The following is a 15,470-nucleotide window of genomic DNA, read 5'->3' on the forward strand; positions in this document are numbered from 1 at the left end:
GCTTTTAAATATAAGAAGTTTTTCTTTAGATTTACAAATTTATTCCTAAAGAGTATTTTTCTTAACAATTTGTTTATTTTTTTAATAGATTATACAATATTAATTATTTTTTTAAAAGAATTCTTTTTGTTAACTTTTTATGAACAAATTTATAAAATTAGTCTTTAATAGGCATTATTACTTTAATTTACCTTAAAAATTATTTTTGAATTTTTTTCAATTTTATTTAAATTATCCTATTTTAAAAACCCCTTATCATTATTAATAATTTATTAATAAATTATTAATAATGATAATAAAAATAAGCAAGAGTATAAATTTATATAATATAAATCTATAAACTTGCTTTTAATTAAAATCCCTTTCTAAAAGGTGGAAATAAATAATCATCCTTTTTCTTCAAAGATATTAAAACTTCCTCTCCTAAAATATCCTTACATACAACAGTTCCTCTAAAAACCTTTAAATTATCATAAGCACCCATTTTTAAAAATCCCATAATAGCTTCTACTTTAGTGTCATAATAAGCTATAGGAACTTCTCTTTCTAATTCATCAATTTCCACTAAAATATATTTCTCTGAAATATATTTACACCAAGCATTTTCTCTATTCCAGTCTTCTCCAAACTTTTCCATTCTACTTTCGTAAAAATTTTCAACAATTTTTTTTATTTCAAAATCATTTTTTCTTCCTACTAATTCTTCCTTAAGTTTCATAACAGCATATCTAAGATAAAAAACCTTATCTACCTCATCTTCAAATTCATATAAATTAAGGTCAAAACCATAAATTTTATAAACTTCAGTAACTTTCTCATTTAACTTTTTAGAATCAATCTTAAAATTGCCATTTTTAGTTCTATATGTAGTAACACTCATTCTTGTTCTCCTTGTCTAGAAATAATACTTTCTAAAATATGTTTATTTCCTTTTTTAACTTTTTAAATCCTTTAATTAAATCTATTTTGTAAATAATATTCTTTTTTATTAACATTTTATTATTATATTTTATATGATAACATACTAAGTAAAACTTTACCAACTATCCATTTTTTCACCTTTTTAATATAAAAGCTTATTAAAGATACTAAACCTTATTATATAAATACCTTAACTCTCTTTATTTTTACTTTATATAAACTTTATAAAAAATATAAAGTATATTATTGAAAAATCTCATAAAAAGAGGTATGCTTTTACTCAAATATAGTTTAAAAAGGAGTAGTAGAATTTGAAAAAATCTAAAGTTTCTAAGGATAAAATTAAAGATAATAAAACTTTTGAAATTTGTGAAATCTGTGGTGAAGAAATGATTGAATATCCCTTTGCCTACGACTATGATGCTGAAAAAAAACTTATTTTTAAATGTACTGTTTGTGGACATAAAAAAATAAAAAATATATAAATACATTTTTTATCTTTAATACATAAATATAAAAAGGGCTTTAATCTTTTAAGATATAGCCCTAATTTTAATTATTTATTCTTTTCACTTTCAATAGCTAATATAGAAATAAGCTTTAATTTTAACTGTTCAAGCTTTTCCTTCTGCTCTCTTGTTCTAACTCTTCCATCTAAACTTTTAATTAAAATTATGGACTCCTCATAATTTTTATCTTCTATTAAAGACTCTAACTTATCCATATCATCCTTTATTTCTTTATCATACTTAGAATCTTCATCAATATTTTTCTCTAAAGTGTCTACACACTCCTTAAACTTTGGAAAATCCTTAGACCTATCCCCAATGTTTTGAAACTTAACCTCAGCTTTTCTTATCTGCCCCTCTTCTAAAGCCTTTCTAGATTCTAAATAATTTTCAACCATATTTTTTAATTCTTCTGCTTCTTCATTTTTAGGGTCTTCATCTAAAGCTAGTTCTAAGGAAACAATAGCCTTATCACATTGATTATCTTCAATTAAGTCCTTCCCCTTGCTTAAAGCCTTATTAGATTCTCTACTACAGGACATAATACTTAAAGATAAAATTGAAACAAAAAATCCTAAAACTAAATATTTAATACTTCTTTTCACCTAAAATAACCTCCAGAGTTAAAATAATATGACCTACTCTCATATAACCATAAAACATAGCTTATTAGTCCATTTTTTATAATACACCCATTTCCTTTTTATCCCATTTAAATATTATCATAATTTAAATAATAAGTAAATATTCTTAAGTAATAAAAAATAATAGTTAATAATAAGTAAATTTTAAAAATTTAAGAAAATCCCCCTTTAAAAATAAAAAAAATTAAAAAGAGTGATTTAAATTATTAAATCACTCTTTAAATATGTAAATTTATATGCTTTTAATATTTTAAAAATCATATCAATTTTATGTAAGAATTTAACTTAGATAATTCTATTTCACTTTTTATCTTGTAAACTCCATATATTCCTTCTACTGCTTTTCCTCCTAATTTATTAACCTTAAGCTGTATGCTTATTCTATCTTGTAATCCTTCTAAATCTTCATAGCCTTCACTTTTTATCTTTAAATAACATTCTCTAATTATTTTACAAAATTCTTTTGGTATATGTATCTTTCTAATAGCCTTAACTACTCCCTCTTTACCTTCTATTAAAATTATATAAAAAGTATATTCTAAATCCTTAGATAAATAAAAACCCTTAGAAGAAAAATTTAAATCTACAGGAAAAGCACTACACTCTAAAAGTCCTTCTATAGAAAGAGTAAAACCTATAAAATCTCTAAATAGCCCAAATTCTTTTTTCGGATAAATTTGAAAACCTAAGCCAATTTTTCCATAAGTAATTGCCCTATAGTCCTCTATATTTGAATTATCCCATCTTAAAAAAAGGTTAAACTGATCCTTTTTTTCAAGAATCATAGCACTATCCCCTTTAATATCAATATAAAGCTTATCCCCTAAAGAAATTTCCTCCTCTTTATAATCTTCCTCATTGCAATAATTATTTAACTCCTCCTTAGCTCTTTCAAAGGAATTTAAAAATATTTCATCTTCAAAATCTTCAAATCTAATAAGTTCTCTGACGAAATCTTTTACATCTTTAAGCTTCTCATTCATCATAAAAACCTCCCCATTTATTACATATCATTCCATATCCATTATATACCATAATACCTTTTTGGTATAGATAGTAAAAGACCTTATAAAATATAAATAAATTTTAAACTTAAATAAATAAGCTTATTTTAATTTATATTAAATAAGGTCTAGTCTTTTCAAACTTCTATATATTTATCTAAAATAGATTCCTCTGGTTCATCTGTAAAAGTATATAAACTAAAATTATCCTTAACATCCTTTGAACTTATACACTCAAATAATATAGAATTTAAATTTTCTAAATCTTCTAAAGCAGTTTCTCTATTATACTCTTTACTTTTAAAATCAACATAGTATTTTCTAATGATTTCACAAAGCTCCCTTGGAAAGCTAATATGTCTAATAGCTCTAATTATAGAATTATCATCTATTGCTATTATATTTAAAGAATAGTTTAAACTCTTTGAAAACTCAAATTCCTTAGGAGTAAAATTAAGGTCTAATCTCATATCACTATATTCAACGGCACCTTTTATAGACAGAGTAAACCCTACAAAATCATATTTAGTATTAAAGTCCTCTTTCCTAAAAAGTTGAAATCCAAAATCAACCTTTCCTTTACGCACTCCCTTAAAGCTTTTTTTAGACTCATTTTGAAATCTTAGGATAACTAGGAGACTATCCCTGTTAGTTAAAAGGCTAATCATATCCTCTGAAATTTCTATAGGAAACTTACACCCAACTTCTAAGTATGATTCATTTTCCTCTTTTGAATTTACTTCTTTAATAATATCCTTACCTAAAACCTGATATAAATAGTTTTTAAATTCAATATCAAATTCCTTTTCCATTCCTTAAGCGTCTCCTTTTATTTTAAATAATCTTCACCTATTATATATCAACCCTTAATTACTTACAAACCATATTTTATCCATTTTTACTTTAAAGGGCTCCTTTATTTAAAGAAAAAAACATTTAAGTTAATAATTACTTTTCTTAAATTTAACATATATTATTATTTTATTTTTTCCTTAATAAGTAAAAGTGTTTCTCTAAGCTTTTTAACCTCCTCTTCAGTAAAATTTTCAAAGACTTTATCAAAACTATTATTTATTTCTTCCTTAAAATTTCTTGCAAAGGCTAATCCTTTTTCAGAAAAAATTATATAAGTATTTCTCTTATCCTTTTCCTCTTTAATTTTCTTTACATAGCCCATATTCTCAAGCCTTGAAATAATTCCAGAAACAGTTCCCTTAGATAAAGACATTTCTTCACAAAGTTCCTTAACTGTAACTTTTCCCTTATGCGCAATCAATTTAATAACTGTTATCTGTTGGTGAGTTAAACCACTTTTTCTAATTCCATCATTTACCTTACCCATAGTATTTGAATAAATTTCTTTTATTAATAAGGCTATCTCAAACGAATCAAAATTCATAATAAATTCCTCTTTTCTTAAAATTTTATATTCAATTATCCTCTCTATAAAATTAATGGCACATAAAGTTTTAAACCCTATGCACCATTAGTTTTTTATATTATATTAACTGATTTTATATTTTATTTTTATATTTTCAAAAGTGAAAAATCCTATAAAGAAATAAACTCCTGCTAAAAATAAAGCAGCTCCTAATCCCATATAGAAATCCCCTAAATATACGGGATTAAATATCTTAATATTTCTAACTGTTATACCAAAAAATATCATGAATCCCATTATTACATAGCTTTTAAAGTCAAAGAAAGAAAATACACAATGCTTTTCTAACTCACTATTTACTATTCTCTTAGTATGTTTTTTAAACATCTTACTAAAAATAAATTTAAAAAATATAAAAAATACTATAGCTGCAATAATTATAGCTACAATATAATTACCATGATTTGAAACAACATCGCTAAAACCTAAAGTAAAAACTCTAAATCCAGCAAAACACCAAACTAAACCTGCAACAAGAAATAAAATTTTTTTACTAACCCTTGGAGTAAACTTTTTTATTCCGTCCATAAATATCATCTCCTAAACTTTATATTAAATTCTATGAGAAATTAGTTCGCATAGAAACTATATTTTCCGTTTTTTATTTTACTACTAATAATAATTGTTGTCAAATATATATTATCTCTAAAAAATTTTATTTTTAAAGAGTATAAATTATATTACTTAAAAAAAATATCTATAAAGACTTTAAGTCTTTATAGATATTTTAAAATTAATTAAAATCTTTTTCTAAGGAAGTATACTCCTAAACCAATTATACCTAAAGCACCAACTAATAAAGAATCTTTTCCAAGTGCTTGTCCTGTATTAGGTAAAGAACCTTGGTTGTTTTCTTCTTCTGATGGTTTTTCAACTGGCTTATCTTGTGAATCTCCTCCATTTTGTGGAGTTTCATTATCTGCTTCAGGTTTTTCCTCATCTCCAACTGGTGGTTGTGGTTTTTCTGTACCTTCATTTGTTGGTGGTTGAGGTTTTTGTGTATTATCCTCAGCTGGTGGTTGTGGCTTTTCTGTATCTTCACCAACTGGTGGTTGTGGTTTATCAGTATTATTATCTTCAACTGGTGGTTGTGGAGTTTCTGGTTTTTCAACTGGTGGTTGTGGTTTTACATCCTCACTAGCTAAAATAGGTAAACTTTCTTGAGAAGTTGTACTATTTCCAGTTAAAACATTCTTATATAATAAGTAGTAAGCAGAAGCTGACCAGCTAAAGTTTTTAGTGTGTAATCCTTCCCCTGTTTCTGGGTTGTAGTTTTCTCTAATAGAGCCATCTCCTAATAAGCCCTCTGCATTGTTAAATAATTTTTTAGTTAATGTTTCAGCATCATCTGTGTATCCATAGTTTTGAAGAGACTCAACTCCATATAAAGCTTGGTCCATCCAAACTGGTCCACGCCAGTATTTGCTTGGCTCATACTTAGGATTGTCCTTTGAAGCTGTAGGTAATGGCATGAAAGTATTAAACTTACCTGGGTCCATCATATTGTCTTTAACTAATAATGCTTCATCCTCTGTTGCAACTTTAGCCCAAAGTGGCATCCATCCTTCTGTACCTTTACCTCTGTTTACTAATAATTTCTTTTCGCTTCCATCTTCATTTATTTGTAAATCATAGAAGAAACCAGTTTCTTTATCAAACATATTATCTCTAATGTATTGTCCAACTTCCTTAGCTTCTTCTTCATATTTCTTAGAATCTTCTTCATTTCCTAAAACATCAGCCATAGATTTTAAGAAACCTTTTTCAGCATATAAATAAGAGTTTAAGTCTACAGATTCTTGGTTTATAGAGTAACCTACAGTTTGTCCATTGTCATTCTTGTTTTCAAATACATGAACTCCAACGTCTCCATCTCCATATCCTTCTTTATCAAATCTAGTAGCATTATCCATACCACTTTCCCAAGCAGCTGCTAGAATTATTTCATCTTCACTATTATTAGCTGGATGAACCATTCCACCATATTCTGCTATACCATTTTTATCATGGTCTCTGTTTGTGTACCACCAGTTATGGTATGCAACTAATTTAGGATACATTTCTCTTAAGAAGTCTACATCTTGAGTTTCTTTGTAAACATTCCATACAGCCCAAGCTGATAGAGGTGGTTTAGAGTTTCTTTCATTCCAGTTTCCTCCGTCTCCTCCTCTTTGTTCATCCTTATTATAGAAGATTGCATCTATTATAGCACCCTTGTCATATGGTCTAATAGGGTCATCTCCTTGTATTTGATAATCAAATAAAGCTCTAATGTTATCCTCTGCTAATTCTCCATCAAAGTTTGCAGTTGCAACAGCTTGTTTCCATGAGTCCCAAGCCCACATACCTACAAACCACTTGTAAGATAAAGATGGAACTATTCCATCGTGTTTAATAGCACCTGCTGCACTTCTCCAGTTAGTTGTTAATGTAACTATAGATTTTACTGCAGCCTCTTTATATTGTGGGTCAGTTTGTTTTTGTTCTTTTGAAAATGCCTTGTCTAAGTAACCTTGCCAACGATTATGATTATCCTCAAAATATTTATCTCCATTTTGAAGTAAATCTTCTACCTTTCCTTGCTCTTTATTAAACTCATCTTGAGTGAAAGTGTAACTTTGAGTTGAGAAAGTCTTATATGTATTATTAGGTTTTATGTTTACTGTATTATCTAACTTAGTTACGTAAGTATTTCCGTCTACTTTAGTAGTAGTATCACCTTCGTAATTTACGTCAAATTTAGTTTCTTCAGTAGAGAAGAATGACCATGTAGATCTTATATTAGAGAAGTTAACTTGAACACCATCTTTAGTTGCTTCTAATCTTTGTCCTAAGTCAAAATTCTTTTCTCCAGCCTCATCATAGCTTATTGTGTAAGGTGATTTATTAAATATATCTCCTGTCCACTCTATGTCTAAGTTTAAGTCTTTGTCAGTTTTGTTCTCTATTTCTGTCTTTATTAAGGCACTTCTGTTAGTTGCAAAAATAAGCTCTAATTTTAAGTTAAAATCTTTTAAGTCATAATTTTGAACTAACCTTCCAGGATAAAAATCAAAACTTACATCTTGAGCCTTTGATAAATCATAAGTTTCATTAGTATCCTTATTTGTTATTACTATTTTACTTATAGTCTCTGATAAGTTTATAGGATATTCCTCTCCAACTATTAAAGGTCCTGCAAAGCCACCATATAAATTTGTTGCTCCTTCTTTAGGTAAGTAGTAAGCATGCCATGCTCCCATATCTGAAAAAGGATTATCAACGTTAGTTGAATAAGAATCGTTTAAATCTACCTTTGGATCACCCTGTACGTTTAAAACGTTTTTAAAGTTCTCTACAGAATTCTTTTGTTCCGCACCAAAGGCATTAAAACTACAAAGTCCTGTAAGTAAAGTTGTAGTTAAAGCTGTTGTAACTACAGATTTTCCTTTTAAAGTTAACTTCATTAAAAAATACCCCCTAAAAAAAATTAATATGTAAAATACTTAAATTAAAACCAGTAAAATTCAGTTATTTAATCTAGTAAAATTAGGTTATTTATTAAGTAAAATCCAACAAAATCATAACACTTTATGATAACATTTACAACACCCTAAATTAAATTTAACAGAATATTCAATTATTTTCGTGAATATTAGTTGACTTACAATCATATAATATATAATTTATGAATTTATAAATCCTTAAAAATATTTAATTTTGAATAAAAAACTTTTTTATGGGAAAGATAGGTGTGTATCCTTATAAAAGAGGTTAAGGCTTCTTTTTGTGATTGATGTTCATCACCTCCTAAAAGTCTTAATTTCTTAAATTTTCTATATGCCTTTTAAATTTTAAAGGCTATACCTATTATCTCTCTCTTCTAGAAATTTTAGGTATAGCCTACTATTTTCTGCTAAAATTTTCTTTTAAATACTTATAAAATTTTACCAACTCAAAATATTCTGAGTTGCTATATTTTTATATTCATTGCAACATATAAGTTTGCAATCTTCTTCAAAATCATAAGAAAAGTAAAGTCTCTCTTCCTCTAATTCCTCTATTTTATCAATTTCTCCCTTAAGATATTTACTTATTCTATAAATAGCAGAATCACATCTTGCCATAACTCCACCAAGTCTAATATCTATAACTTCAAAACCTTGTCCTTTACATTCCTTATACCAAAGACTTCTAAAACTTTTATGAAAGATTTTAAGCTTTTCTTTTATTTCAGGTATAAAACTATAAGCTATAAGTCTTAAAGCATCTTTATCCTTTTCTAAATAAGCTTTTCTTATCTCTAAACCAATTTCACTTTTACAAGAAAGATAATCTGCAAACTTAGAGTACATACTAAACATTTCCTTAAATCTTCCTGCTTTCTCTGCTATATTTTCATATTCTTTTGAAAGTTTTCTATAATGTTCTTCTAAATTTAAACCTTCTAAATGCTTGTCAAAGGCACCTAAAAGCAAGTCTTGATAAGCAATATATTTTGAAGGATTACAAACATTCATATTAGGAACTTTAACAGTTTTAACAATGTCTAATTTTTCTAATAATGTAAAATCACCCATATTAAGTCCTGTCAAAGCCTTACATCTTTTATCTATCCATTCTTCCTTAACCTTTTCATAATATCCATGCTCTGCAAAAAGTATAAGTCCAACCATTATTGAATATATAGGTGTTTCAGACCCATCATCTCCCCAAGAAGTTGCAAAGACTTCATCTATTCCCTTATCCTTGCAAGCTTTTAAAGAAGCCTTTGTTGTTTCAAAGGTCTTTGAATAATTTGGAGCAAATCCACTCCATCGCCAACAACCTCCTGCAAAAATAATCTTATTATGAAAACTATCTCTAATATCTAAAAGCTTTTTATACTTATCTAAACTAGAATTATAGTAATCCCAATAAACTAGGGAAACTTCTCTAGGAATACTATTAGCTATTTCAGGAGTTATTTTTATATCTAAATCATAATATCCTCCTTCTTTTGCTCCTAGTCTTAAAAACATATCATCCCATATCATAGGTTTAAAATCATATTTTTTTGCTATTTCATTAACTTTATTTAAATGCTTAATCATAAGAGTTTTATTAGAAGAATATCCATTTTTATCTAAATAAACTCCTCTTCCTAAATTAAAAGCTTCATCCATACCTATATGAATATTTTTGCTTCTAAAAACTTCCCTTAAAGAAGAAAACATACTTTCTATAAAATTATAAGTCTTTTCTTCTCCTACTAAAAGAATATCTTCAGTATCCTTTATAGAAGAAGCATATGGCCATTTTAAAGTTCCTTTTAAGTGAGCTAAGGTTTGTATACAAGGTATAACCTCTATTCCTAAAGAATAGGCATATTCATCAATTTCCTTTAATTCTTCCTTACTATATCTTCCTCTCATATATCCAAAGTAAGGATACTCCTTAATTTCATAAGTGTCCTCTGTATATAGCATAAATTTTTTATATCCCATTAAAGCCATATACCCTAATATATTTTTCAATTCTGAAACTCTATAAACGGCATTTCTTGAAGCATCAATCATTAAACCTAAAGATTTTATATAAACCTTTTCATTTTTCTTAAAAACTTTCTCTCCACTTTTAAGATAATGAATATATAAGCTAAAAGCTCTAAAAAAATGGTGCATTTCTTTATATCTTATTTCTTTAAGTTTTCCTTCTCTAATAATCTCTATAACATTTTCACAATCACAGGATAATTTAGAGACACTTATAACTTCTACTTCTTTTTCTTTAAGTTCTTTTCCATTATAAAGCTGAAAATCAACTAGTTTTTCTAATCCCTTTACAGCTTCTAACGTCTTCTCACTTAATCCAACTAATTTAATCTTCATCTTTATTCTCCTCTCACAAATAGACCTTTAATATATAATTCAACAGAAAGATGAAATATCCTACTAAAAAATAACTTTTATCATAAATAAGTTAAATTATTTTAAAATATAACTTTTTTATTGACTAAATCTTTTCCTAAATATATAATCTAATTGAAATTGATTATCATTAACAAGAAAGGGAAATTTATAAATGCTTTTTTTAATTCTACTATCATTAACAATATTTTTATGTATTTATTTTTACAAAGAAATAAAAACTCACAGTTATTATTTTTATTTTTTATCTGTAATTCTTAGTATATTGTCTTTATTTTTAATTAAAAATGAAGCTTTTACAAACTATCCTAAAATTTTACAGTACTTTTTATCTTTAATTCCAACTGGAACCTTCTCCTTAATAATATTTACTATAGTAATGTTTACTGGTGTATTAAAAAACAACTTTAAATACTCAAAAAATTTAAGAGCAATAAGAGGAGAATTATCTATTTTAGGTTGTATATTCTTATTATTTCACAGTAGCTTTTATGGAAAAATATTTTTCCCTATATTTTTTAGAAACTCTTATAAATTAGATGAACTTAATTTTTTATCTATATTCATCAGCTTTATAATATTTTTACTTGTAATTCCACTAGGAATAACTTCTCTTAATATTTTTAAAAATAGAATAAGTCATAAACTTTGGAAAAAAATACAGAAGTTATCCTATTTATTTTATTTATTAATGTATATCCATGTAATTTTGATTTACATATCAAATTTTAATAGTAAATTTATAGATGCAATAATTTATATAACTTTATTAATATCCTATATATTTTTAAGAGTAAAAAAATATATAATTGAAAATACAAAATCACCTTTAATAGCCTAAAGAAAAAAACTTATAGATAAAAATTATCTATAAGTTTTTCTTTTAAAATAATCTTAATTTTATAATTTTAAAATTGCATTTTTATTTAAATTCATTTTCATGTCTCTTTTTAAGTTCTGTAATAGCCCATCCTCTTCCTGTTTCTTCTAACCTTTTACAATACTCTTTTAAATGCCCCTTAGCATGATAAGGTCCTCCTTCTTTAATTACAGTCCATAAAGGGTCTACATCACTTTCACTACTTAACATCATTTCATCATGCCAATTTTGTAGAAGATAAGCTCCCTCCATACATATCTCTTTTCTAACTTCTGCTATATTCCTTATTTCATGAGGGTCATTTTCAACATTAAAAAGCATTTCCTTTGGAAATAAATGATACCCATCATGATAAGTTCTAATATACATATAATCCTTAAACCTAACAGCTCTTTGACAAACATGAGCACATTGTCCTAAAACTAAATAATCTCTACCTGTGTCTTCTCCCTTTAAAATACTCTTAGCATAGCTTCTTCCATCCCAATAGTCCTTCTTTTCCTTATTAAATAATTCTGCTAAGGTAGGTGCTAAATCTAGATTATAATGAAATCCATCATCTCTATAATTTTTCATAGCCTTTGGCCATTTTATTATCATAGGTATTTTAGTAGTTGTATAATCTGCAGTTCCATGTTCTGCATATATACCAAATTCGCCCATAGCTTCTCCATGGTCTGAGGTTATTATAATAGCAGTATCATCATATATTCCTTTTTCCTCTAGAAAATTAAGTATTTTCCCAATATGAAAGTCCATATAACTTATTCCACAATCATACTTATTGAAAAACTCCAAAAGTTCATCATAAGTTTTTATCTCTCCTGGATGCTTTGGAAAATTTAAAGGCTGTTCATTATTATACATACTAATTTCTCTTGCTCCATGAGGACCAATCTTATTTTCTCTATGTTCCTTAAATCTTTCTTTACTTATCCATAAATTCAAATCCTCTTTTGAAAAAGGATTTTCATATGTATCTGGCGTTCTATATGGAGTGTGTGCATCCCAATAATTCACATGAAGAAACCAATTATCTCTATCTCCTTTATCCTCTATCCACTTTAAAACTTCTGGTGTTATATCCTCTGCTATTTCTGCACCATATCCTCCTACATTGTGTATTTCATTAAAACCTGCATTAAACCAAAAGGCACTATGTCTTTCAGAAAAGGTACTTATAGAGGCAGTATAAAATCCCTCTTCTCTTAAAAACATTGGCAAACTGTTTAAGGTCATTTTATCTCTAAAATCTCTATCTTTTCCCTCTATTCTAAAATCAGCACAACTTCCTCCATGATTTACAACCCCTGTGTGTATTCCAAATCTTCCTGACATAAGAGAAGCCCTAGAAGGAAGACAAGGTGCATCTGAACAGTAATAATTATCAAAGGTTATTCCCTCTTTAGAAACTCTATCTATGTTAGGGGATGTATTTCTATAATATCCATAACAACCTAAATGGTCTGCTCTTAAGGTGTCTAAATCTAACATTAATATTCTCATGTTTTAAACTCCTCTCTAAAAGATAAAATTTAATCTCTTTAAATATATAATTCAACAAAAAAAATAAAATTCCTATACCTTTAGATTTTTATTATAAAAAAGTTAAATAATTGTTTAATTTATAAAAAAATAAAATGACTAAAAGAAAAAATATTTTTTTCTTTTAGTCATTTTATTCTTATATCTTTATATTAAATATTTTATTTTTTATTAAACCTTCTTATATGTATTTCTGTACAAAGTACAGGTAAAGACAAAATTAAAATGCAAATTAGTATGTAAATATTACTTGAAAGCTTTAAATTAAAAATTCTTATAATTAAAGTAAATATTATTGAAAATATTAAAGCTATAGTGCTAGGTTTTAATATGTAATTATTTGCTTCTTCCCAAAGTTCCTTACTTCTCATTACATGTCTTAACTTGTATCCAACAAAAAGATTAGGATACCTTTCATAATCATCATGCAGTCTTCTACAAATAAGCCCAACAATAAATATAATTATTCCCATGAAAACTATAACCAAAAATCTTCCCCCTCTTTTACTATTTTAAATAATTAATATAAAAATTTCACGGCCTTTATATAATACCACTATTTACCACAATTTTCATTTAATAAAAATCCCTAAATTCATTCATTATATTTCAAATCCATTCATTTCCATTATATTTTTTTATATTTCTTCTTTTTTTACAATTATTGCTTATAAATAATTGTATATAAATTATCATTAAGTAAATAATATTTATGAAAAGGAATTCACTATTCTTTTTAATTTTAGCTTATAGATTTAAGGTTTAATAGCCTATCTCTTACTATTATAAAAGTGTAATTACTAAATCAAAACTTTAACTCTCTCAAAATTGTTGTCACTTCATCTAATTAAGAGAATATCTCGCACCTAAAAGATAACTTAAATCTATAAGCTTTTATAAAAAAAAGAAAAGCTATCCCTCCCACTGAATAGCTTTTCATTCACTCACTCAACAACATATACAATATAAATTAATACTTTATTTTACTTATAAATGTTACCACTAGACATACAATTTAACAATCTCTTAAAACTCACAAATTATTACGTATATTACATTCACAAATTATTTTTTGATATTATTCGCTTCTAACTTTTAATTTCGTTAAAATGTTCCCATTATTTACTCACTCTATTATCTTATTCGATTACGCCAATTGAAATTGGTCATACCACCTTTCAAATAGCCATTTTTAAGGTATATAGAAGTCTAAAAATCACTACTTTTATAAGACAAAAATGTAAAAGAAAAAGGGATATATAGAAAGTTAAATTTTTTCTTTCTATATATCCCTAATAAGTTTTAATTGCTAATTTATGATAAATATAACTAACTCCCTTGTTAGAAATAAAAGCTATTAGCAATTTATTTTTGATTCTCCTTTGAACCTTAGCATAGAAATGCCTACTCATCTTTGAGAAATTTACCTGTTTTAGATTTTTTTCTACTGTTATTTTTTAAATCCTAGCTAAATTAAAAAATAAAAGATAGATACTCACTTTGAATACCTATCTAGGAAAATCTCTACAAGTTAATTGATATTTCTCTATATTTTAATCATGCAAAAGACCACCTCATTGTAGACACAGAATAAAATAAAGCTTCTTTTATAAAAAGCCTCTATAATTTAAGCATGATAAAATTTCAATTACTTGCCTCTTTCCCCAGAAAGATAAACGTATTTTTGAATTAGGCAGGTCTCCTGGCTCATAGCTATGTCTTTAAAACTCCTTCCCATGAAAAATCACAGTGGACTAATGTTTTAAAGAAGATACTTACAGTTGCTGGGGGCAGCTTTAGTTTTACACTAAATTCCCTATTAAGCATTACTGCACCTATTTCAAAGGTAAGTTTAAATACTTACCTAAATACATTATATAAATAAAAATTAAACTTATCAACACCTTTTGCCTTACTTAAAGTTTCTTAATAGAAAATATTTCTTAAAATTCGTTTTTTATTTCTTAAATAATGGATTAAAATCCATATAAATACTTTATTAACCCTAAAAATATTTCCAATATTTGTAATTTAATTATTTTTACTGTATAATAATTATGTAAACTTTTATAGGGAGGGTTTGTTATTTTATATTTGCTTTTTTTAATAATTATATCCTTAAGTATATTTTTAGGGAAAGGAAAAACTATAATAAAACAAAAATTATTTTTAACCTTTTCCTCCTTTTTAATTTTCTTAGGTCTTATAACTTCAATTTTTATTAAAAACATTTTCTTAAAAAACTTAATAAACCATAAAGAAATTTATGAATATGTAACCTTAGATTACATCTCTTGGGCTACAGATAAATTTAACTCTTATTTCTTTTTATCCTATTTATATATTTTAATAATCTTAGGCATATTATTATATAACTTATATAAAGATACCTCTATTAGAAGCAAGAAGGGATTAAAGGAACTAACACATCTTACATTATTATCTATGGCTATTATAATAATTTCCTCTTTAATATATTCCCTTAGCTCTTTTAACAAAATTTTTGATATTCCTATGTATATATCAATAACTTCCTTTTGCCAAGTATTTATACTTTTCTTGCCTCTAGTGGCTACAAGGCTTTTTATAGGAAATCCAGAAGTTGAAAATACTGTTTTCCCTATAGAAAAATAGGAGG

General features: G+C 26.3%; 13 protein-coding genes and 1 riboswitch. Of the genes, 3 read left to right on the forward strand and 10 right to left on the reverse strand.

What is annotated here, in order from left to right; translation table 11 throughout:
* Positions 1-352 precede the first annotated feature (352 nt).
* Positions 353-880: a hypothetical protein gene (locus AC4FQV_RS05710; protein WP_491138211.1), complete on the reverse strand. Its 528-nt coding sequence runs from the start codon at positions 878-880 to the stop codon at positions 353-355.
* A 352-nt stretch (positions 881-1,232) separates the two neighbouring features.
* On the opposite strand from AC4FQV_RS05710, the gene AC4FQV_RS05715 reads away from it, so the two are divergent.
* Entirely contained in the window at positions 1,233-1,406 is a 174-nt protein-coding gene (locus AC4FQV_RS05715) for a hypothetical protein (protein ID WP_491138210.1), read from the forward strand.
* Positions 1,407-1,477: 71 nt separating this feature from the next.
* Here the strand turns inward: AC4FQV_RS05715 and AC4FQV_RS05720 are convergent, their stop codons facing one another.
* The 7 genes from AC4FQV_RS05720 to AC4FQV_RS05750 all read right to left on the reverse strand — a co-directional run bounded on the left by AC4FQV_RS05720 (position 1,478) and on the right by AC4FQV_RS05750 (position 10,368).
* Positions 1,478-2,035 carry a hypothetical protein gene (locus AC4FQV_RS05720; protein ID WP_491138209.1) on the reverse strand — a complete coding sequence of 186 codons (558 nt, stop codon included), beginning with the start codon at positions 2,033-2,035 and terminating at the stop codon, positions 1,478-1,480.
* A gap of 296 nt (positions 2,036-2,331) precedes the next feature.
* On the reverse strand, positions 2,332-3,057 hold the full coding sequence (locus AC4FQV_RS05725) for a hypothetical protein (RefSeq protein WP_491139512.1): 726 nt from the start codon (positions 3,055-3,057) through the stop codon (positions 2,332-2,334).
* A gap of 158 nt (positions 3,058-3,215) precedes the next feature.
* Entirely contained in the window at positions 3,216-3,890 is a 675-nt protein-coding gene (locus AC4FQV_RS05730) for a hypothetical protein (protein ID WP_491164918.1), read from the reverse strand.
* Positions 3,891-4,054: 164 nt separating this feature from the next.
* Complete coding sequence (locus tag AC4FQV_RS05735; protein ID WP_491138207.1) at positions 4,055-4,477, reverse strand: MarR family winged helix-turn-helix transcriptional regulator; 423 nt, start codon at positions 4,475-4,477, stop codon at positions 4,055-4,057.
* 105 nt (positions 4,478-4,582) lie between these two features.
* Positions 4,583-5,047: a hypothetical protein gene (locus tag AC4FQV_RS05740; RefSeq protein WP_491138206.1), complete on the reverse strand. Its 465-nt coding sequence runs from the start codon at positions 5,045-5,047 to the stop codon at positions 4,583-4,585.
* A gap of 209 nt (positions 5,048-5,256) precedes the next feature.
* Positions 5,257-7,965 carry an MGH1-like glycoside hydrolase domain-containing protein gene (locus tag AC4FQV_RS05745; RefSeq protein ID WP_491164923.1) on the reverse strand — a complete coding sequence of 903 codons (2,709 nt, stop codon included), beginning with the start codon at positions 7,963-7,965 and terminating at the stop codon, positions 5,257-5,259.
* A 480-nt stretch (positions 7,966-8,445) separates the two neighbouring features.
* Positions 8,446-10,368, reverse strand: coding sequence for a beta-N-acetylhexosaminidase (locus AC4FQV_RS05750; protein WP_491164926.1), 1,923 nt, complete (start codon positions 10,366-10,368; stop codon positions 8,446-8,448).
* A 193-nt stretch (positions 10,369-10,561) separates the two neighbouring features.
* On the opposite strand from AC4FQV_RS05750, the gene AC4FQV_RS05755 reads away from it, so the two are divergent.
* A complete protein-coding gene (locus AC4FQV_RS05755; protein ID WP_491164929.1) occupies positions 10,562-11,248 on the forward strand; it encodes a hypothetical protein in 687 nt (228 codons plus the stop codon).
* Positions 11,249-11,329: 81 nt separating this feature from the next.
* On the opposite strand, the gene AC4FQV_RS05760 is transcribed toward AC4FQV_RS05755, so the two are convergent.
* Entirely contained in the window at positions 11,330-12,793 is a 1,464-nt protein-coding gene (locus AC4FQV_RS05760) for a sulfatase (RefSeq protein WP_491164932.1), read from the reverse strand.
* A gap of 200 nt (positions 12,794-12,993) precedes the next feature.
* The gene (locus AC4FQV_RS05765) at positions 12,994-13,320 is read right to left on the reverse strand and encodes an SdpI family protein (protein WP_491138200.1); all 327 of its coding nucleotides are present in this window, start codon (positions 13,318-13,320) and stop codon (positions 12,994-12,996) included.
* A gap of 1,187 nt (positions 13,321-14,507) precedes the next feature.
* A riboswitch (cobalamin riboswitch) is annotated at positions 14,508-14,686 on the reverse strand.
* 240 nt (positions 14,687-14,926) lie between these two features.
* On the opposite strand from AC4FQV_RS05765, the gene AC4FQV_RS05770 reads away from it, so the two are divergent.
* Positions 14,927-15,466: a hypothetical protein gene (locus AC4FQV_RS05770; RefSeq protein ID WP_491164934.1), complete on the forward strand. Its 540-nt coding sequence runs from the start codon at positions 14,927-14,929 to the stop codon at positions 15,464-15,466.
* Positions 15,467-15,470 lie beyond the last annotated feature (4 nt).

It is taken from the genome of Clostridium sp. TJA038 (assembly GCF_058310255.1).